At 40.3% G+C, this 21,978-nt stretch carries 18 protein-coding genes; 9 read left to right on the forward strand and 9 right to left on the reverse strand.

The window, feature by feature from the left end; all coding sequences use genetic code 11:
- Position 1: 1 nt before the first annotated feature.
- The 3 genes from BM176_RS01675 (at position 2) to BM176_RS01685 (ending at position 2,721) form a co-directional block, all read left to right on the forward strand.
- Entirely contained in the window at positions 2–601 is a 600-nt protein-coding gene (locus BM176_RS01675; protein ID WP_255373403.1) for a Crp/Fnr family transcriptional regulator, read from the forward strand.
- 125 nt (positions 602–726) lie between these two features.
- Positions 727–1,701 (forward strand): zinc-binding alcohol dehydrogenase family protein, encoded by a 975-nt coding sequence (locus BM176_RS01680; RefSeq protein WP_090098927.1) that lies wholly within the window; start codon positions 727–729, stop codon positions 1,699–1,701.
- Positions 1,702–1,722: 21 nt separating this feature from the next.
- Positions 1,723–2,721 carry an L-histidine N(alpha)-methyltransferase gene (locus tag BM176_RS01685; protein WP_255373404.1) on the forward strand — a complete coding sequence of 333 codons (999 nt, stop codon included), beginning with the start codon at positions 1,723–1,725 and terminating at the stop codon, positions 2,719–2,721.
- A 19-nt stretch (positions 2,722–2,740) separates the two neighbouring features.
- On the opposite strand, the gene BM176_RS01690 is transcribed toward BM176_RS01685, so the two are convergent.
- Together BM176_RS01690 and BM176_RS01695 are read right to left on the reverse strand one after the other, a co-directional pair.
- Positions 2,741–3,433, reverse strand: a complete 693-nt coding sequence (locus BM176_RS01690) for a LytR/AlgR family response regulator transcription factor (RefSeq protein WP_090098929.1) — start codon at positions 3,431–3,433, stop codon at positions 2,741–2,743.
- A complete protein-coding gene (locus tag BM176_RS01695; protein ID WP_090098931.1) occupies positions 3,434–4,459 on the reverse strand; it encodes a sensor histidine kinase in 1,026 nt (341 codons plus the stop codon).
- Between the two features lie 187 nt (positions 4,460–4,646).
- Between BM176_RS01695 and BM176_RS01700 the strand changes: the two genes are divergently transcribed.
- Positions 4,647–5,957: a serine hydrolase domain-containing protein gene (locus BM176_RS01700; protein WP_090098933.1), complete on the forward strand. Its 1,311-nt coding sequence runs from the start codon at positions 4,647–4,649 to the stop codon at positions 5,955–5,957.
- Between the two features lie 3 nt (positions 5,958–5,960).
- Here BM176_RS01700 and BM176_RS01705 read toward each other — a convergent pair whose 3' ends face one another.
- On the reverse strand, positions 5,961–6,617 hold the full coding sequence (locus BM176_RS01705; protein ID WP_090098935.1) for a metal-dependent transcriptional regulator: 657 nt from the start codon (positions 6,615–6,617) through the stop codon (positions 5,961–5,963).
- A 119-nt stretch (positions 6,618–6,736) separates the two neighbouring features.
- Here BM176_RS01705 and BM176_RS01710 point away from each other — a divergent pair, with 119 nt between their 5' ends.
- The 3 genes from BM176_RS01710 to BM176_RS01720 are packed head-to-tail and all read left to right on the forward strand — an operon-like array spanning position 6,737 to position 9,600.
- Positions 6,737–7,921, forward strand: coding sequence for a di-heme oxidoredictase family protein (locus BM176_RS01710; RefSeq protein ID WP_090098937.1), 1,185 nt, complete (start codon positions 6,737–6,739; stop codon positions 7,919–7,921).
- A gap of 3 nt (positions 7,922–7,924) precedes the next feature.
- Positions 7,925–8,368, forward strand: coding sequence for a QcrA and Rieske domain-containing protein (locus tag BM176_RS01715; RefSeq protein ID WP_090098939.1), 444 nt, complete (start codon positions 7,925–7,927; stop codon positions 8,366–8,368).
- Positions 8,365–9,600 carry a hypothetical protein gene (locus BM176_RS01720; protein ID WP_090098941.1) on the forward strand — a complete coding sequence of 412 codons (1,236 nt, stop codon included), beginning with the start codon at positions 8,365–8,367 and terminating at the stop codon, positions 9,598–9,600. The genes BM176_RS01715 and BM176_RS01720 overlap by 4 nt, the downstream gene beginning before the upstream one ends.
- Before the next feature lie 233 nt (positions 9,601–9,833).
- On the opposite strand, the gene BM176_RS01725 is transcribed toward BM176_RS01720, so the two are convergent.
- Together BM176_RS01725 and BM176_RS01730 are read right to left on the reverse strand one after the other, a co-directional pair.
- Positions 9,834–10,745 carry a bestrophin family protein gene (locus BM176_RS01725; RefSeq protein ID WP_090098943.1) on the reverse strand — a complete coding sequence of 304 codons (912 nt, stop codon included), beginning with the start codon at positions 10,743–10,745 and terminating at the stop codon, positions 9,834–9,836.
- A 76-nt stretch (positions 10,746–10,821) separates the two neighbouring features.
- Entirely contained in the window at positions 10,822–11,655 is an 834-nt protein-coding gene (locus BM176_RS01730) for an AraC family transcriptional regulator (protein ID WP_090098944.1), read from the reverse strand.
- An 89-nt stretch (positions 11,656–11,744) separates the two neighbouring features.
- On the opposite strand from BM176_RS01730, the gene BM176_RS01735 reads away from it, so the two are divergent.
- A complete protein-coding gene (locus tag BM176_RS01735; protein WP_090098946.1) occupies positions 11,745–12,230 on the forward strand; it encodes a lipocalin-like domain-containing protein in 486 nt (161 codons plus the stop codon).
- Positions 12,231–12,974: 744 nt separating this feature from the next.
- Entirely contained in the window at positions 12,975–13,451 is a 477-nt protein-coding gene (locus tag BM176_RS01740) for a hypothetical protein (RefSeq protein ID WP_143097676.1), read from the forward strand.
- A 75-nt stretch (positions 13,452–13,526) separates the two neighbouring features.
- Here BM176_RS01740 and BM176_RS01745 read toward each other — a convergent pair whose 3' ends face one another.
- From BM176_RS01745 to BM176_RS01760, 4 genes are all read right to left on the reverse strand, one after another.
- Positions 13,527–14,684 carry a hypothetical protein gene (locus tag BM176_RS01745; protein WP_090098951.1) on the reverse strand — a complete coding sequence of 386 codons (1,158 nt, stop codon included), beginning with the start codon at positions 14,682–14,684 and terminating at the stop codon, positions 13,527–13,529.
- A gap of 92 nt (positions 14,685–14,776) precedes the next feature.
- Positions 14,777–16,690: an SPFH domain-containing protein gene (locus BM176_RS01750; protein WP_090098953.1), complete on the reverse strand. Its 1,914-nt coding sequence runs from the start codon at positions 16,688–16,690 to the stop codon at positions 14,777–14,779.
- 521 nt (positions 16,691–17,211) lie between these two features.
- Positions 17,212–18,585: a vanadium-dependent haloperoxidase gene (locus BM176_RS01755; protein ID WP_090098955.1), complete on the reverse strand. Its 1,374-nt coding sequence runs from the start codon at positions 18,583–18,585 to the stop codon at positions 17,212–17,214.
- The gene (locus BM176_RS01760) at positions 18,582–21,917 is read right to left on the reverse strand and encodes a VCBS repeat-containing protein (protein ID WP_218162131.1); all 3,336 of its coding nucleotides are present in this window, start codon (positions 21,915–21,917) and stop codon (positions 18,582–18,584) included. The genes BM176_RS01755 and BM176_RS01760 overlap by 4 nt, the downstream gene beginning before the upstream one ends.
- Between the last annotated feature and the right edge of the window lie 61 nt (positions 21,918–21,978).

The raw sequence follows: 21,978 nt of genomic DNA on the forward strand, positions 1-21,978 counted from the left end.
CTTGAACAGCGAAAACACATTATTAACAGCACTGATAAACCATTTTAAAAACTATTTCCCATTAACGGGAAAGGAAAAAGAGGAGCTGTCATCGCATTTTAGAGAGCGAAAAATCAAACGCCGTGGATTTATTCTGCAGCAGGGAGATGTTTGCAAGCACTTCTCATTTGTCGTTTCCGGCTGTTTAAAGATGTACGCGGTAGACCAAACCGGCAAGGAACATAATCTACAGTTCGCCATGGAAAATGACTGGATCACTGACCTTGCCAGCTTCTATTCAGAAAAGCCCAGCATGGTTTATATAGAGGCTATAGAACCATCCTCCATTCTGCAAATTGAGCACGCTGATCTGCTTTACCTTTACACCAATTATCATAAGTTTGATCGCAACTTCCGGATCATCGTTGAACAAAGGTGCATTGAACTGCAAAACCGGGTGCTACAAAACATAAGTGCTTCAGCAGAGGAACGGTACAGGTATTTTTTACAGCAGTACCCCACTCTACCCAATCGTTTACCCCATACACAGATCGCATCCTACCTGGGTATTACCCCTGAGTTCCTTAGTAAGATCAGAAAAGATCTGATAAACAAACCCTGACTCTTAAACTAGTTTAAGGGTATTTCTTAAGATTGTTTATTGGCCCCAAATGACCGTTTAGAGATCTTTGCACTGTTATTTTTCTTACTCTATACATCACATTACAAAAGCTTAAAGAATTAGTTATGAAAGCAGCTGTATTATATCGTTCCGGAGGAGCTGAAAATTTTGTTGTTGAAGAAAGAGCAGCTCCTGTACCTAAGAACGGGTGGGTATTGATTAAAGTAAAAGCTTTCGGCCTGAACCGGTCGGAACTGATGACACGAAAAGGCTTATCTCCAAACGTTGAATTTCCAAGGGTGTTGGGCATTGAGTGTGTAGGAGAAGTAGTACTTGATCCGGCAGGAGAACTAAAACCGGGACAAAAAATAGCGGCCTTTATGGGCGGCATGGGAAGAGAATTTGATGGAAGCTACGCAGAGTACACAGTACTTCCGAAATCATTGCTTTACCCGTTTGAAAGCCATTTGAGCTGGAAAGAACTGGGCGCCATTCCTGAAATGTTCCAAACTGTTTATGGATCACTGCATCTGGCATTAAAAATCAAGGCCGGACAAACCCTGCTTATAAGAGGCGGTACTTCCTCCATCGGCATGTTGGCTACCCAGCTGGCCAAAAGAAGCAGTCTTACCGTTATTGCAACAACCAGGAAGTTGGAGAAAAAGGAATCATTACTGAACAATGGAGCTGATCATGTACTCATCGACGATGGAAATCTGGAACCAAAAATCAGGCAAATTTGTCCTGATGGCGTAGATACTGTTCTGGAGCTAATAGGTACATCTACTTTGAAAGATTCGTTACGATGCACTGCGCCTGGCGGCACCGTCTGTATGACCGGAATGCTGGCAGAACAATGGTCCATATCCGACTTTACTCCTATGGAGTATATTCCCGCTGCTGTGCATCTCACCGTTTATGACAGCGGACAACTGCGGGTTGACCAACAAGGCTTTCAGCAGTTTATCCGGGATGTGGAAGCGGGATTGGTTCATTTGAATATAGGCGTGACGTTTACACTCGATGAAATTGTAGAAGCCCATCGCTTAATGGACAGCAATTCAGCCGGTGGAAAGATCGTAGTACTTACTGAGGGTTAAAACCAACTAAAATAAAGACAAATGAATACTGGCTTAGACTATAGCCCGGCAGCCGTACCCGTGCTGAAAGCTGTCTTTATGGAGAAATTCCGTGAAGAGATACTTGATGGATTGAATCAAACACCCAAAAGACTTCAATCGAAATATTTCTATGACAAGGAAGGAGATGCACTTTTCCAGCAAATTATGGCTTGCCCTGAATATTATTTAACGAGGTGCGAACTGAATATATTCCAACATAAAACGGCTCAATTGGCCGGTTTCATCAGATCATACTTCAATAAAGAATTTGATCTGATAGAATTAGGAGCGGGTGATGCAACGAAATCACAATATCTGCTGAAATACCTTGCAGATCAAGAGACAACTTTTACCTATATACCGGTAGATATATCGGGAAATATTCTGTCCTTACTAAAAAAACGGTTAATCGCTGTTATACCCGATTTAGACATAAGGTGCCTGGAAGGAGAATATCTGGATGCGCTCAGTAATGCAATAGAACTATCTTCCAAACCAAAGGTTGTCATGTTTCTCGGAGCAAACATTGGCAATATGGAACCACATGAAGCAACCGTGTTCTGCAGATCCTTAAGGGAACATTTAAAACCCGGAGATTTGGTAATTATTGGTTTTGACCTGAAAAAACACCCAAAGGTTATCCTGAATGCCTATAATGACCAGGCCGGTCTTACAAGCCAATTTAATCTGAACCTTCTTACACGTATTAACCGTGAACTGAATGCCAATTTTATTATTGAACAATTTGAACATTATCAGACTTATGATCCCTGCAATGGTGCATGTAAAAGCTATCTCGTGAGCCTGCAGGACCAAATCGTAACTATCGGCCATAAGAAAATCACATTCACCCATGACGAAACTATCTTTATGGAAATATCACAAAAGTATACGTTGAAAGAAATTGATTTTCTTGCAGAAAACTCTGGTTTTATGCCGGTGCATAACTGTGCTGATCCAAAAGGTTGGTTTGTAGATGCTTTCTGGAAGGTAGTTTAGATTCAATGAACAGAAGTGCTTATTGCAAACGTTTCAGCAGGTTTTCGCGGTATACTTTACCTACAGGAAGTTTTTTACTCCCCATAGATACTTCATTTCCTTCGAGATATTTAATGGCTTTGATTGATGCAATAAAGGACTTGTGTATCCTGGTAAACCGTGTGGCTGGCAATTGCTGTTCAAATTGTGTGAGAGTTTGCTTAGACATGATGCGATCCTGATCCCTGTAGATAAAGATGTAATTGCCGTATGCTTCGACATAGTTTATCTCATCAAAAAATACTTTGGTTAGCTTTTTATCAGCCTTAACCATAATAAAAAGTTCCTCGTCCTGCCTTACTACCGGGGAAGTATCCCTTGTTTTATCAACTACCTTTTCAGTAGCCTGTACAAAGCGCGGGAATGAAAAGGGCTTTAACAAATAGTCGGTTACCGCTAACTCAAACCCTTCAAGTGCATATTCAGGAAACGCCGAGGTGATGATTACAGCCGGATATTTTTTTAAGGAGCGCAGCATTTCAAAACCGCTCAGGCGGGGCATGTTAATATCTAGTATGATCAGATCAACGGCTGTTTTATTGAGTAGTTCCATAGCCTCAAAAGCATCGGAGCAAACCCCGGCCAGATTCAGGTACGGAACCTGTGCGATATAAGTGATGAGAATTTCCCTGGCGATGGGCTCATCGTCTACGATGATGCAATTGATTTTCATTTAACTCAAATCTATTTGTAAATCCACTTCAAAATATCCCGGTTCATGCTTTATCACTAAGGTATGTTTTTCCGGATAGATCAAAGCTAATCTTTGCCTTACATTATTTAAACCCAAACCACCACCTTTATCTTTATTCTTTGATGAAGGCACATAATCCGGATCAACAGAATTACGTGCGTTCATCTGAAGAAAATCACCCTGCAGATTTAATGAAATATTTACAAATCCCTGCTGTTTTCGCGGGAATGAAAAATGTTTAAAACTGTTCTCAATAAATACAATCAGCAGCAGTGGAGCGATATATCTGTCCGAAAAATCGCCCCGGATATCAAGAACAATATCCGCTCTGTCATTCAGCCTGATTCTTTCCAGCTCTACATAATTCGTGATATAATTAAGTTCCTTTTGAAGGGATACATAATGTTGGTTGGTATCATATAGGGAATACCGTAGCAGATCAGATAGTTTCAGCATCAGGTCCGGCAATTCCCTGGAACCGCTAACAGATAGTCCGTATAAATTATTTAAGGTATTGAATAAAAAGTGAGGGTTGAGCTGTGCTTTCAGATGTCTAAGCTCGTTCTCTTTTTGTTCCTTATCCAGTATCAGCCTGTCCAGGCCTACCTTAAAAAATGTGGCCACCACTGTAAAGGCTATCACGCTGAAACCGATATGCTCATTTCTCCAGTCCACACGGTCGCGGATATTGAAAAGCAATCCAACGCCATTTAAAGCATAAGGGATCAGCCAGACGAGCAGCACCACCTGGAGCAAATAAAGTACGATTGCCAAAAGCCACTTGCCCCGTCTGAAAAAAGGCAATATCAGCAGGTTCTGAGAGTAAGATGGAATAGCCAGCTCTAATACTTCCTGCAGCACAAGACAGATCAGGGAAGCCCCTGTTAATCGCTCCGGATATTCCTTAAGGATGATATAAAGGGCAAACACGATGATCCAGAAAACCAGCTGGGTATACACCTTATAAGGCCAGATAAATAACCGTGTCCAGTCGAATGGTTTCATTATCCAAAGAAAGCACTGCGACGGAGATAAAACAAATTTCGGTGATGAACATATGCTTTATGATGATGAACGTTTGAAAATAAGCTGATCCTCAGGTTGAGGATGTTCATCATGGGGCCTTATATGTTCAGCACTTATATTTTTCAGCCAGTTTTGCCCGGGATACTTTTGAATAAATCTTAAAAATATGAAAGCAAAATTGATCCTGATAGTCATACTGGCACTAATGAGTAACCGTAGCCAGGCCGATACCATTCAGACTTCCCTGCTGCATACTGTTCCGGAATGGATGGCTGAATACCATGTCCCTTGCGTTGGTATTGGTCTAATTGAGGACGGTAGGATCAAATGGGTAAAAGTGTTTGGTAACCTTCAGCAAGGCCATCCGGCATCCAGCAATACGCTATTTAATATCGCTTCACAAACTAAACCGGTTGTTGCCATGCTCACCTTAAAGCTGGTACAATCAGGCCAATGGGATCTCGATGAACCATTGGCGCATTTCTGGATTGATCCGGACATTGCTAATGATCCCTATTTAATGAAGCTGACCACACGTATGGTACTCAGCCATCAGACCGGCTTTCCGAACTGGCGCTCGGATAACGGTTTAGATAAACTCCATTTCAATTTTGAGCCAGGTACCAGGTTCAGCTATTCGGGCGAAGGCTATGAATATTTAAGGCATGCACTGGAAAGCAAATTTCACCAATCTTTAGACCAACTGCTGGACACTATCTTATTCAAACCAGCAGGCATGAAAGATACACATTACTGGAGCGAAAAACTGGATACCAACCGTTTCGCCATGTGGCATAATGGGCAGGGAAACCGGTATCAGACTGCTGTTCAAACTCCTGTAAATGCTGCAGACGACCTCATTACGACCATTGAAGATTATTGTCGTTTTGGAACATATGTAATGAATGGTGCAGGACTATCTGATTCACTATATGCTGATATGGTAAAGCCGCAGGTTAAAGTAAAAACAGATTACTACCGCGGTTTAGGATGGGGCCTGATAAAAAACCTGCCAAACGGGGAATACGCATTGGAGCATGGGGGCTCTGACATTGGTGTACGGACAATGGCCGTTTTTCTGCCAAAATCGAAACAGGGAATTGTGGTGATGACCAATGGAGACAATGGCATGTTCATTAGCGACCGGATCATTAAACTTGCGCTTACTTATGGCACTCAAGTGTTGGAAACGATGAATAAGGCAGCTAACAGTCATGAAAGGATTACTATACCGGATGAGATCATCAAAGGTTATATTGGAGAATACGAACAAAACAACGGGAAAATGATGAAGGTAGAACAAGAGGGAAATGGAATCAAAGTTTCAGGCGACGGTATACCTACGGCAGTGTTGTATCCGGAATCAAAAAACAAATTCTTCCTGGAAGGTTATGACGTACAGCTGGAATTCCCGGACTCTCATTCGCTGATCATATATGAGGGAGGTAAACAGATCATGAAAATCAATAAGAAATAGGAATCACACTTTCTTTATCAATAATCTGTCACATACCACCCGGCTTAACATCTCAGATTTTCGTTTACCATAGCTAACCGTCATAGTACCATCAAAAGGTTCTAACGAGATTATTTTAAGAACAACACCTAAATGAAGGTCCCGGTTGTTCAGGAATTTCAGGAACTCATCTGATGAATAGATAACAGCAGCGAGTGTTACGGTATCTCCACTATTGCATTCACTTAGTTTGTTGTATTCCACCCACACGATGTTTCCATTTCTATCGGGTATTGGTGAGCCATGCGGATCTACTTTAGGGAATCCCAGTATCTCATCCATTTTCTCGAAAAAGTCAGGAGATTGTATATGTTCTACCTGCTCGGCAATATCATGTACCTGCTCCCATCCAAAGCCCATTTTTTCTACGAGGTACATTTCCGTAAGACGGTGTTTGCGGATGATAAGCGCCGCCTCTTTTTTCCCTTTTTCCGTAAGCCGGATGGGTTTATAGCTTTCATAATGAACCAGCTCTTTTTCTGCCAGTCTTTTCATCATGCTGTTTACAGTCGGCATTTTAATATCCAGCTGTTTACTCAGTTCATTTATGCTCGTTTCCCCCTTTTCATTGGCAATGTTAAATATCGCCTTCAGGTAATTTTCCTCCGTTTGCGAGTTCATCGGACAAAGTTAACAATAATACTTAGTCAGGGTCAAACAAGAACTTAAACGAGTAAAATATTTTTGTTAGCTTCATCTAACAATTTATATTTGTACAGACTAATAAACAGTTTAGGCTAATGAAAAACTTTTACATAGCATGTTTAATTATTATAACCGGAATAATCCTGATACAGGCATGTTCAAAGCTGGAACCCAGGCCTCTTGCCGATGATCAGTTATTGGACGGTCCGGTAGGAGAATTGAATTATGAGCAAAACCAGCGGTTTCTGGCAGGAGATATTGCCTTTAACGATGAAATTTTCACGGTTGAAAAGGGAGTAGGGCCTATTTTTGTGGCTACCAGTTGTGGCAGTTGCCATGCCGGCGATGGAAAAGGACACCCGTTCACCACCCTTACGCGTTTTGGCCAGGTAGATGAAACCGGTAATCATTTTTTAGATCAGGGAGGTCCTCAGCTACAGAACCGGGCTATACCCGGCCATTTACCCGAAACTATTCCCACAGGAGCAACCTTCGCTAAATTTACACCACCAGGTAATACTGGTTTGGGGTTTCTGGAATTAGTATCAGATCAGGATATACTTTCAATGGCAGACCCGCATGATACAGATGGAGATGGTATCTCTGGCGAACCAAACTGGAATACGGTACCGGCTTATATTTCACCTTCCAATACTATAAAATACATCTGCCGGTTTGGTAGAAAAGCGAGTATTTTCAATCTTTTACAACAAACCGTAAATGCTTATAACCAGGACATAGGCATCACTTCTGTTTACGCCACTAAAGATGTCTATACTCATCAGGAAATTGATCCGGAGGTCTCTACACAAACAGTAAATAATGTTGCTTTCTATCTGCAAACTTTAAAAGCACCTATTCAGCGTAATCAACAAGATCCTGAAGTAATAAATGGCGGTGCTGTATTTACACAGATTGGCTGTGAAAACTGCCATAAACAAACCTTGAAAACAGGGTATTCACCAGTTCAAAGCCTTTCCAACAAAGAGTTTCACCCCTATACTGATTTGTTATTGCATGATATGGGCAGTGGGCTGGATGATGGTTATACCGAAGGCTCTGCCAAAACCTATGAATGGCGTACCACTCCTTTATGGGGACTGGGACTTTCTCCCAGATCACAAGGCGGTAGCTACTTTCTGCTGCATGATGGACGGGCCACAAGTATCGAACAAGCAATAGAAATGCATGGCGGCGAAGCCACAAAAGCAAGAACGAATTACTCCAACCTTTCAAAAGCAGATAAAGATGCTTTATTGAAATTTTTAAAATCCTTATAACCCATGAATAGAAAAGAATTTATAAAAAATTGTGGCTTTGCCTGTCTGGGAGGTATTAGCGCTGTTGCAATACTACAAAGCTGTAGCGCTTCAAAAGAATTATCCGGTACTATCAGTGGAGATGATTTAATCGTATCGTTGACGGAATTCGAAACAATGACCGGAAAGGAAAAGCATTTTAAAAAATATATAATAGTGCAGAATGAGCGATTGAAATACCCCATCTGCATTTATCGCTTTGGTGAAAATGAATATTCTGGATTGTGGATGCGCTGTACTCATCAGGGAACCGAATTACAGGTGTTTGGTGATAAACTGCAATGTCCGGCACATGGCAGTGAATTTAACAACAAAGGAGATGTGGCAAACGGCCCTGCAGCTATGGCCCTTAGATCGTTTCCTATAAGCATTGATAAGGATCAACTAAAAATCTCTTTAAAGAAATGAACATCAGAAACATACTCCTTATTATCGCGGGTACATGTATTCTTCCCTTTACAACCCATGCACAGATTGATCCAAGCCTTTTAAAATCAATACCTAAAGACACTGTTAAGCAGACGATGAACATGGATGCTATTTATAATCGTCCGTTTGTTAGTGTTGGAAAGTTGCCTGTTTCAGTGGGTGGCTATATGGAAGCCAACTGGCAGCATTTGGGAACGGATGGTATAAGCGAAGGGCATCAATTCCAGTTCAGACGAATGACTTTGTTCGTAGCTTCTACTATCAGCAAACGTATTAAATTTCTTAGTGAAATAGAGTTTGAGGACGGGGCAAAAGAAATTGCCATTGAATTTGCAGCTTTGGATATCGAGTTGCATCCCTTACTGAATCTGCGTGGTGGAATGATCATGAATCCCATTGGTGCCTTCAATCAGAATCATGACGGTCCGAAATGGGAATTTACCGACCGCCCCATTGCTATGACACAAATGTTACCTGCTACATGGAGTAATGCAGGTTTCGGTATATATGGCAAGTATTATAGCAAGGACTGGATGTTCGGCTACGAGGCCTACATATCAGGAGGATTTGATAATTCCATTATCAATAATGAAGAAAATAAAACGTTCTTGCCAGCTGCTAAAAATAACCCGGAACGTTTTGAGGAAAGCGCCAGCGGAGAACCATTATTTACAGGTAAAGTAGCTGTGCGGAATAATAAGATCGGCGAAATCGGATTTTCGTATATGGGCGGGGTGTACAACAAGTACCAGGATGATGGTATAAGGTTAGATGAAAAAAGAAGTGTAAATATCTGGGCTATTGATTTTAATACAACACTACCGGAACTTAATACTTTCATTACCGGCGAATGGGCATGGATAAAGGTAAACGTTCCGGAAACCTATTCCCAGCAATATGGGAATAAACAGCAGGGAGGCTTTATCGACATTGTACAGCCTATCTTAAAACGAAACATATTGGGTTGGAGAAAAGCAACGCTGAATCTTGCCTGCCGGTTGGAACGCGTAGATTGGAATGTAGGCAGATTCAAAGAAACAGGTGGTAATATTGCAGACAACTTATGGAGCATTATGCCAGCCATCAGCTTCCGGCCAACATCTGAAACTGTACTTCGTCTGAACTATCGCTATCAGCAGCAAAAGGATCTTTTGGGCAACCCTCCTTCCGTTACAAGTGGTTTGAGCTTTGGAATTTCCACTTACTTTTAAAGTGTTAAAGATTATAGAAAGAATAGTATGTAATAGTGAGTCTATATATTGAACATACGTTGGACCTACATTGGAAATACGTTGGAGAATCTTTGATCACGTATAGCTGTTCAAAGATTGTCCAACGTATGTCCAATGTATGAAGCAAATATCAACTCACTACGAACTTGCTATTAACTCTCTTTGGATAATTTACGAAAAAACACCAATTCAGATAATAAAAAACATTATACTCAGAGGATATATTCATCATTAATAGGTTTTACTGGTTCTGGTATATTCGTTTCACCCAGCATTTCCAACAGGTTAATCTCTATCGTTCTACTAATCTGGTTTAATGGAATAGAGGCAGAATTGTTCTCAAAAGGGTTAATCAGGGTCATTCCATTAATCTGTGTAGATACATAAACAAAACCTACCAGCCATCCTAAGAAAATAGACCATAACCCTGCCTGCTCGCTAATAACCAGGGTTAGAGATACTACAAAAAGCCATATAAAAACTTTTGTGAAATAATTATAGGAAGTAGGGAATACCGTATTTTTAATACGTTCCGACATTCCCATTTCGTCAGTAAATTTTACCAGCAGCTCATTCATTTCCATAAACCTAAAACTATCAATCATCCCGTCTTTGTTAAGTTGCTGCAACTCTCTTGATTGCAGGACAAGAATAGCATTAGGAACATTCGTATGTTTACTAATTTCATGTACATCCTGCTCATCCAGGTATTTACTGTAGGTTTCATCGACAGCTCCCCTGAGCTTCGCTTTCAGGGCATATAAAAATGCAATCTGCCGGTACACCATTCTTTTCTTCAGCGTTGTGAACTTTTGTTCATCTGTTTCATGATATGAAATATAGGTAATAACACTTCTTGCCCAGGACCGGGAATCATTCACGAGGGCTCCCCATATTTTCCGGGCTTCCCACCAACGATCGTATGCCTGGTTATTATTAAACCCCACAAAAAATGCAATTGCTGTACCTAACACAGTAGGAATAATGGCAGGAACTTCAAAGTGATGCTTAATTAAAACCGTTCGAACCAGGTAGGCTAAAGTGCAGGATACTATCATAATAAGATCTACCTGCCATGTGTTCCTGAGTACCCGGCTTAAGCGTATGTTTTGTACAATGAGCATGGTGTGAATTTAAGTTAGGACAAGCTTGAATTAAAGATAGCTATACTAAGTTACTTAAAACGTTCTACATCTGCATTCACCCTGCCCGTCTCCGGAATTCCGAAGGACTCACTCCCTTATATTTTTTAAATAGCCGGTTCAGATGACTTTCATCTGTAAAGTTCAATTCAAGTGCAATCTCGTTGATCCGCATATCTGTATGCAGTAATCTTGTTTCTACCAATCGTACTTTATAATTAGAAATGTATTCCTGCAATGTCTCTCCTGTTTGCTTTTTAAAATACCGCCCCAGATAACTCAGCGAGATACGAAAATGCGTACTGATTTCTTCCGCCTTCAACATCCTTGGTTCGCAGATATTCTGCTGGATGTAATGTAAGATATCGAGTACTGTTTCACCTGTATTCTCCTTTATATTCTTGGGCAGCTTTAAGGCAATATTTCTTGCTACAATAATGATAATTGCATTTACTATCTGCTCTATTATTTTACTGTGATATATTTGTTGATTAGTATGTTCACCTATTATACTTTCTATGAGTGATGCAATAAGAGGTTTATCTACTTTATTTTTCAATATACATCCCGGACGGTGACTGGCATTCTGAAGAATATTTTCCATGCGTTCCACCCATTCTTTATTTTTATTCGACCTGATGTAATATTCATTAAAGCGCAGAAAGAAAAACTGTGTAACAGTCGTTATCTCAAAAGAATGGCTATCCTGTGGAGTAATTAAAAACAGGTTTCCTTTCCGGTAGTTAAACTTGTTCCTGTTAATATACTGCACACCGGTTCCTCCCGCAACATAAATCAACTCAAAAAAGTTATTGTGCCGGCTGGTCGGTGGAAACTTGTCCAATTCCTTATACTCAATTTCGAAAGGATGATGTAAGTTTTCTTTGGCCATATATCCCGAAATATACTGAATTAGCGAAAGATTGTACAGGGAATTGCACTAGCAATCAACATAATTTTACACCATCAAAATTAACAACTATGAAAAAAATGATTGCTTTGCTGTTTACCCTTGGATTTGGATCTATGGCATATGCCCAGCAACATACCTTTACAGGAACATGGGAATTGGTATCTGTGGATAATATTTATCCTGACAGCAGCAGGGTTCATCCATATGGAGATCATCCGCAGGGCATGCTTATGTTTGATAATAAAGGGAATTATACTATCCAGATCTTTAATGCAACAAGACCGAAAGTAACTTCAGGAGATAAGAACAAATGTACCCCGGAAGAAAATGCTGCATTGGTACAGGGAAGTAATGCCCATTTTGGTAAATACACAATTGACGAAGCAACGCATACTATTACATTTAATATAACCCATGCTTCATTCCCAAATTGGGAAGGTACAACGCAAAAACGAGCCTATACCTATATCAACAATGTATTGAGCTATGTAGTAACACATACCACACAAGGAGGGGCAGCAGTCGTTGCAGAAGTAGTGTGGCGCAGGCTGTAAAACACATTCAAACCATTGCTGGTATTGTATTATAGAATATTGCTTATAAGCTGCTTATATCCTGCTTCCAAGCTGCTTATAAGGTTTCTATAAGCTAAGCATATAGGAACCTTATAAGAACCATATAGGGAAAGGCCTTCCAGCTTATAAGCATATAGGAATTTAGCATTCCCCGCTATCATGTCCAGGTATAGCTTAATTGCTCAAAACCAACAGAACAAGCTATTAAAGCATGAAAAAAAGCATTTTAAAGGCTTTTAAGAGAGAAATGTGGCCCAATTAATATCCTGAACAGATTCAGGGGCTATAGAGGCTTGCGGGGCTTATAAACGCCATCCAGATCACAGTAAAGAAATTTAATATTTTAAAGAGTGCGTATCAAAAGGATGATACGCGCTCTTTTTATTTTCTTAATAATCGTCTTTATTCTTTCAGTACGTAAATAGAGTGCGTAGTCCCTCTTTAACTTTGCATCATGTTTTAAAAATCATCTTTTTCAGACAATGCAATCATCATTTATCTTCAATTAAACCCTGATGTAAAATTTAAATTAATCGTTATGCTCCATTCTTTTTAACCGTAAAGTCCCTTAAACAATTATTGTTCTGTTGCAATGATGCTGGTTCTTATCAGTCTTAAGTGTTGTTGTTTTCAGTATTCTAACTGCTTTAAGGTATGGGCATATTATGCCTGCTTATTACCCCATTATAAACTACTATTTACAATTTAAATAACTATTCAATTATGAAATTATTTATTCGCTGTGCAGTCCTGACGTTATTCTGGTTTGTCTACTTATTCTTTAACATGGCTAATGCACAAGCCAGGAAAGATACAACCAGCAGAATTTATAAAAGTAAAACTACTGAGGATGTAGTCATATCTTTTAATTCTTTCAGCAAGACTATTACTATAACATCTTTACAGGAGGTAATTGCAACAGCTTTTCAGGATGCCTGTACAATCAGTATGGAAGATAATAGTTTGGCTGGAGACAGTATCGCTAAAAGCAGTGTTTCTAAAGAGATACTTCCATCTTATATCCGGCAGATAAAAATATATGATGCTGCTGATGTACTCAGGAAAACATTTAATTATGTTGATTCTTCTAACACGCAGGTAAATATTGACATAAGTGATCTTTCTGCGGGTAGCTATCTTATAGAAACAATTACCAGTCTTAAATCAATTAATAAGCAAAAAGTAAATATTGCCAGATAGTATAACATTCTATACTGAGTTACAAAAAAGCCCCGGCATAACCGGGGCTTTTTGCAACTTATATTGTATACAACACTATATCATTACCCAATACCACGCAATCCCTAACCAGCCTTTCTTACAATACACTTTCACGTCATTATTAATACGAGTTTCCTCATATGCTTTACTGGAAACCGATACCTCATCTTTTTTAGTTTGTGGTCCCCATGGCATCAGCTTAAGATAATAGGTAGTCCTCTTCCCCTTACTTATTCTTTTGTCAATTACTCTGACATTATACTCCACAGCGTCACTTTTATCCTGGCGTGCATTCAGGTACCCTACGCCTCCGTAAGCATAAGCAAGTGACATGAACAGAATTTCTGCAATTATACCGAACTTACTCACTTTCTTTAGCGGGTTCTTTAATACTCCGGCAAGTATCAGCAAATAAGAAAAGATAATGGCAACAGCACCGGTAATCAGCCACATGGTATTATAGTTCAGTATATTTATCTGAATCAGGACTATTAGCGTAATAACGCATGATGGTATCAGCATTAAAAGATCCGCAGACGGATAAGGGCTATTTTTAGGAGTAGCTATCCTGAGTATACCGTTGTGTTTGAAAAGCAGAAATATACCTGCCCAGGGAAATAGTAACAACAGGTACATACCATACACCATATACGGTTCATCGCGAAAATAGAAGGCAGCAATTATCAATGCAATCATCAATACATTCGCTATTCTTATATCACGCTTTGCTGCATTGAGTTTGGCCGGTATCACATCAGGATTATCTCCATATATATCATGACCGACATTCAGTCTCTCTACCAGATCCAGGTCTGTGAAATGTAATGATACCCAATTTTTTATTTCGTGTATTTTTTCGAGGTATAGTGTTATTTTAATAGGTTTTCTATCTCTTGATTTAGGTACAAGGGTAATAAATTTTTCATCAATAGTATACCCATCTATTTCATCAATAAATAATTCTCTGGTAGTGATACCTTCTTTGCGTACCATCCTGTCATCTATCACCAGTTTACTTTTCTCCGTTTCCCATACTATCAGGATACCTAATATCAAAAAAATAATGCTGCAACTCAGGATGATAAAATATACATGTTCAGGCAGTGTTCCATAAAGCGGGGAAAGCAGACCGGCAAGGCAGCCTATTATGAGAACAGCAGAAAAAATATAAGAAAAGATTTTCCAGCCACGGGCCAGTGTGTACGTATTCATATGGGTAAAAGAATTGATCTGCTAATTTAAACAAATAGATTAAAACTGCCCCTGGAACATGTTCCGGGAGCAGCTTTTTACAAAGTGGGTTATCAGTCGTTGGATGTATGGTTCTTTTTATTGCCCAGCTCTTCCAGGAGTTTCAATCCCAGCAGTCCGCTGATTGGTCCGTTAGTGCCATCTCCGCCACCACTGATCAGTACATCAGGCATGATCTTAACGCGTTGTTCTCCAATCGCTTCCATTACTTTCAGTTGGGTAAAGTTATTACCGCCCATTGCTTCCACTGCCAGTTTGTAAGACTCTGCGCTGGATTTACCAATAGCCAGGATCTTTTCTGCTTCCGCGTTACCAGTCAGAGAGATTTTTTCAGCATCAGCTTTTGCTATCAACTCTGTACGTTCGGCTTCTGCAATAGCCAGCAGGCGCACCTTTTCAGCCTCACCACTCGCCATTAATTTCATCCTGTCTGCCTCTGCATTCGCCTGTAAGCGCATACTATCTGCATCACCTGTTGCTTTTTTCACTGTAGCATCTGCAATTCTTTCTGCAATCAGTACACCCTGGTCTGCCTTTACGATTTCTTTCTGAATATCAGCGATAGCTGTTTCTTTTTCGAGTGCCTGTCTTGTTTCCTGCGCACGCATCTGCGTATCGTAGGTTACTTTCTGTTCTTCCGCAATTTTACGGTCGGTTAGTGTTTTCATCAGGCTTTCAGGAGGTACAATATCACCGATCAGGGTATCTACACCAAATACATTGTATTGTTCCAGTACACGGCCAATATGTTCTTTCGCAGATTCCTGTCTTTCCTTACGGCTTTTCAGGAAGTCTATTACTTCAGAATCCTGCGCAGAGTTACGGAAGTAGTTACCGATGGTTGGTTCCAGCACCTGTGTAACCAGATTGCTCATATTACCGAAACGGGCAATTACTTTTGGAGCTTCTGTTGCCGGTATGTGAATGATCTGCGCAACGTCCAGATTGAAGGTAAAACCATCTTTACTACGCACTGTTATTGTAGACAAATTCTTATCCAGCTGGTGAGCCTCACTGCGCGCAGATGCCCAGTTCAGTACAAGGTTGGTGGTTGGTACATATTCCACCTTCATGATATACGGGTTGATAGGATACTTACCAGGTCCTAACGGTTCAGCCCATACGCCCTTATAGTTTTTGCCAACGATATTACCATGTTTGAATTCTACTCCGCTCAGGTCTTCTCCTTCGTTACCCACATAAGAGATTACTACGCCCACGTGGCTGATAGGTATTTCTGTCATCTGACGCGTTTCTACTTTAACAAACCAGGGGTTCAGGAAGTACGAACCGGAAAGGATCACCTGTTCCTGTAAGCCTTTATAACCGCCTTTGGCAAGGAATGTATCTGTATCCTGGAAGTTGTTATGATCGGGAATTATCTTACCTGCGATCTGGCCGTTTTCGATTGCTTTACCTTCCATAGTAGTAACGATACCTACCGAGTTGTCAGGTACATTAATCATATCGGTCATTTCTACTTCAAAGATGAAAGTATTGATACGATAAGAACCAGGAGTGATAATAGCTGTTTGACGCCCTTTCTGACCGCCATTGCGCAGAAAAGCTTCTGCATTCTGGAAAGCATCACAGTCTACACGGCGGGCAAGAATAGCACCCTGTTGCAGCTCTGTACCATCTTTGGCCAGTACAAGGCCGATTTTACCGGTAGGGATGATGGTAAAAGGCTGGAAGGTAACATCATACTGCCAGATCCATTTTCCGAAATACACACCAGGAGCAAGGGTTTGCGCCTGGAAACCAGCCTGACCGTCAGTGGCGATAATACGTCCTTCCGGTAGTTCCTGGTTACCCATTAATACAAACTTTTTAGTGATAAGTCCGATCTTATCTTCGGGTACAATAACAACACCAAAGAAGAAACGGAGAATAATGCGGTAAAGCACAATGCACAGTACAGGCAGGCCGATAAGTATCAGCCATTTGATAACAATTGTTGATTCCATATATATTTGATTGAAGTAAAAAAAGGCAAAGTTGTTGACACGTGTGTACACGGATCTTCTTTGTACCGTTTGGCACAAATACACACTGCGATATAGTGCAAGATTAATCTTGTAAAAAGATCGGTGTCAGTTTAACTAAATCTTTGGAGGAGACGTGTTAAAGATGGTGAAGGGCTGATAAAGAAGCTTTGCGAATTTAAATGAATCAGAGTCCATTTGTTTTGTTGATTACCACACAAAGGTTATACAAATTTCTGAATCTAAAAAAATATTCATAGACTTTCTGGCAGTGGCTTTTAAAAGCTTTTTAACGGTTTATTATAGGAATAAACTTATTCCTAATGATATTGTAAAACCTTTAGCATTATTTATCGAAACTGATAAACCGGGAACTATTCTTTAGAGAAATCTTAATTAAGAGAAAATACTCTAATAAATCAAAAAGCCCTGTCAGGAGGCTTTTTGATTTATTATGATAACCAGGGTTATTTGTTCCCGCGGATAAATATACCGTTAAACCATCATTGTATCTTTTCCTGAAATGCCTGTCTGCTATCCTTTTTTTCGGAATAAACAGGCTTAATACCTGCTGCTTTCAATTTTATGATCACACCTTCTGCCAGTTGTCTTCCCTGTGTAACGCCATTATCAATAGCATCCCTGTAATGAATACCGCCATACAAACGGGAAATAGCAGCTTCCTGCGATGCCTGGTTGAAAGAAGTAAATGAACGTGCCGGGATCTCAAACATTTCTTCAGAATTATCACTATATGCAAAGTTATCTCCAAACAGATACGTCAATACTGTTGCTCCTGCGGTAGACACAATACTATGACCACTAACATATTCCGGGAATGGAGGTGTTTGTAAAAGCGGTTTCCATTTAACATCCATATACTTGTTGATGTATGTTTCCGGCCGGATGCGGTTAGTCTTAAATTTTGTATCCCAGCAGGCAATGAAAGCATCCATCATAGTAATAGCTGAAATGGCATGCACAAGTATTGTGTTATCAAAATTAAGATTTGCCTTTCGCGCAGCTATACCAGATACATTCATCCAGTGACCACCAGGCGTAATCTTTTTAAATCCAATGGCCATATGCCCATAGGTAGTTACTGCAAAAGGATTACAATCCCAGAAAGATGCTATATTCAGGTGTTCCTGTTCTTTTTGAAGATTTAATCCTGCAGTATATACCTCCATATTTAATTTATAAAAAGCACTGCCGGTATCCTTACTGAAAGGTACAGGATCCAGGGCGGGATATTGATTACAGGAATCAATAACCATAGGTCTGATAGTACGCCAGTGAGGCTCAACTGCATCCATATACGCAGGTGGTGTGGGATACCAGTAGCCTTCTTCTTTCTGTGGAGTATAACGCAGCCGTGTACTGAGTTTACCATAACCATCTCCTTTCGACCATTTTACGATCTGCGCAGCTACTTCTGTTGCTACGGCAACAGAATGTGCGATAATACTATCAGGCACCTTATCTTTCTTAAATAACTGGACCAGTTTCCCTTCATCCTGTGTAAGCATAAAACCTGAAGGCAACAGTTGCTTTCCCGCTTCAAGGATCGCATACACCGCTGCTACACGATAATCATATTCTCCTATCGTATCACTGATTGTGATAAAAGGGAATGATTTGATAAACGTTTTTGCATTGGGAACTTCCTTATTATGCATGGCGACTATCTGGTAGGCTGTCAGCATAGCATAACTATAAAAACGGGTAGCTGCAGGAGGATTGACCACATCATGCATCATCACCATTGAGAGTGAAAAAACAGAAGGTTGAACATAATTAATAAAAGCAGTATCTGATTTATACTGTGCATATCCCAACTGGCAAAAAAACAATAGTGCTATAATAAGCGTTTTCATAGTTCATTTTCTTTATAGAGTGAGATACCTTCATTATTCACCCCTACGATCAGGTATTGCTTACCAGCAACCTTAATTGTAGCAGCGGATTTTACATCGCCCTTTATACAAAGACCGGCATCAGTCTGATTTACATAACCGAACCCTCCTTTTCCATTGCCTCTGAGCATACAGCCATAACCAGCATCTATACTTCCCAGCTTTAACCTGTTATCACTGTGATTTCCCAATAACAACAGATCCATCTTTCCATCATGATCAAAATCTTCTGTTATGATCCTTGATACAATGGAGAACTGCGCCACTAATGGTAATGCCTCCGGAATAAATTTTCCATTTTTATACAACAGGCAAAGTGTTCTTGTTTCATTCGCAGTTAACTTACCAGCTTTACCCAAATCTTCAGGAGATAAGATCTCCTTCATTGTAGCATTTGAATAATTCTTGTAAGTGCTGAACTTTCTTCGCATAGGATAGATCTGATCATTCAGTTCATCCCGGCTTACAAAAGGATAACTTACCCCTTGCACATAAAAATTGAGGATCGGATCCATAGAGCCATTTTTATCAAAGTCTGCGTAGTACAATTCGGCAGGTTCTTTTGCAGAACTATGTACCTGTGTATTCATACCCAGATTACCCGCAATAATATCATCATGCCCATCTCCGTCTACATCTACCAATGATAAGCTGAACCAGAAACCTCCCAGGGGCTGATCAAAGTAATCCGCAGTTTTATCCGTAAATCCATTTGTTTTATTGGTATATACCATGATAGGCATAAACTCACCACAAATCACCAGGTCTTTTCTACCATCTTTATCCAGATCGGACCACTGTGCATCCGTGATCATACCTGCCTTTGCAAAAGGCACATCAGCAATAGTAAACTGTCCTTTACCGTTATTCACCAGCAAATAAGAAACCGGTGCCACAGGATATTGTCCCGGAATCACCCTTCCTCCTACAAACAGGTCTATATCACCATCATTATCAAAGTCGCAGGGACGAACACATGATTTACTGCTGGCACTTACATCCGGCAGGGACTCTTTGGTCCGGAAGAAATTTCCTTTCCCATCATTGAGATATAATTCATCCTGTAAAGCCGGGGTATTAGGTTCAAAGAGACCGTAACCACCTTTGGCAAGATAGAGGTCGGGGAAGCCATCTCCATTGGCATCGAAGAATGTTGCATCTGATACCACTGTTTCTTTTTTATCTTCCAATGTTACCTTGCTGTTCATAACAAAGCTGCCGTTCTTCTCCTGCAGGTAGATCCTTCCGGGTTGATCATTATCACCACTGATGTACAGATCTTCCAGTCCGTCTTTATTCACATCTCCTTTCGCGAAAACCGGCCCTGCTTTGGAATACATAAACATCATAAGCAATTGCCTTTTGAAGTCATTCCCACTCCTCTCAGCATGCTTATAATCAATTATTCCGTCTGCCTTACTGAAAAGCCCTGCTTTTACAGGAGCTATTGCAAATGTTGCATCCGGTGCGTAATCAACTTTAAGCAACTGATTAGCAGCCACACTTTTCAGGAGTTGTACTTTGTTATCCGGCCATATGATCCGGATAGAATCTACTTTTGTAGCATCTCCCAATCCGAATTGCAGTTGGGTAGAAACAGAAGAAAGGTATCCTCTGCTGGGGTTTACTTCCTGGTATTGTAACAATCCATTCGAATACACATATACTTTTGCACCTATTGCGTTAGTATTAGCATCTTTTCCTTTCAGTTTCAGTGCTACATAAGCCGTATGGTTATTCTCCCGGCTCATGTTCTGATAAACAGATGCTTCGTCGTCAATATTATTCACTACCAGATCCAGGTCACCATCATTATCAAGATCTGCATACACAGCACCACTGGAAATGCCGGCTTTCTCCATTCCCCATTCCCTCTGCATATTAGAGAAGGTGAGATCATGTTTATTTCTAAAAATATATTTTTTCAGAGTGGTGGAAGGCATGGCTGTAACCAGGTCCATCAGCTTCACCGGTTCACGGTCCATCGCCTTTTTTACTTTATAATCACCCCAGTAACGCAGAAAGTCTTTATTGGTGTAATCGCGGAGATAACCGTTTGTAACGAATATATCTTTGTAACCATCATTATCAAAGTCTGCAATCAACGGGCACCAGCTCCAGTCTGTATTAGATACGCCTGCCATCTGCCCTATTTCACTGAATGTACCATCTCCGTTATTCAATTGCAGCATGTTACGCATATACTGTTTATAAAGGCCCTGCGACTGCATTAACTCAAAGGTTTCATAGCTCTCCTGCAGTTGTAATAATTTCTGCCGCTGGTTATCTTCAGGCAGCATATCCAATGTCAAAATATCCGGCAAAGCATCATTATTGAAATCGGCAATATCTACCCCCATTGAAAACTGTGCTAAATGCCGGAAGCAGTTTTTCGAATCTTCTTTAAAAGTACCATCGTGATTATTGATATAGCAATAATCAGGTTCATTATAATCGTTCGTTACATAGATATCCTGCCAGCCATCCTGGTTCACATCTGCTATTGCAACCCCTAATCCAAAGGTGAGCGGATTTTGTATGATACCGGCTTTTTGTGATACTTCCGTAAAATGATTGCCTTCGTTCCTATATAGTTTATTGCCCGCCAGAGAATCTGTTTCATTCCTTAACCGGGCAAATTCCATATTGTCAATTTTATGTACATTATGGTTCAGCAGGAACATGTCGAGATCTCCATCATTATCGTAATCAAAGAAAACGGCATTGGTACTATATCCCGGATCGTCAAGACCATAAGCTGCCGCTTTTTCTTCAAACTTAAGGTTGCCTTTATTAATAAATAACTGGTTTCTTCGCAGTTCATCACTGAACCTGCCAGAGTAGCATACATAAATATCAAGGAGTCCGTCGCCATTCACATCAGCCATTGTAACACCTGTTTTCCAGCCGCCTTGTTTGCCATCAATTTCTTTACCTGCATTTTTGGTAATATCCTTGAATTTCATGTTACCAAGGTTCAGGTAAAGCTTATTGGGCATCATGTTGGCAGTGAAATACAGATCCTGTAACCCATCGTTATTGATATCGCCTACGGCAACACCACCTCCGTTATAGAAGTATTCATAAGCAAGTACATTGAGTTTTTCTGTTTCATTTATATTGTTACTGAACTTTATATTAGTGGCTTTAGAAGATAACAACTGAAAAAGCGGTTGTTGCGCGATTGCCCTGCCAGAGGAATTAAACAGCAGCACTATCATGATAAACGTAAGGATGTGTTGCAGTATAGGTTGTCTCTTGAGGTGATCAGGAAAAATAGTGGAATTAATCATTGAATGAACGTTTTTTCATGTGCACTACTAAAAGAAGAAAAGTTAATGCGATATCCAGTGG

Origin of the sequence: Chitinophaga sp. CF118 (assembly GCF_900112615.1) — a bacterium.
Taxonomy (GTDB): Bacteria; Bacteroidota; Bacteroidia; order Chitinophagales; family Chitinophagaceae; genus Chitinophaga.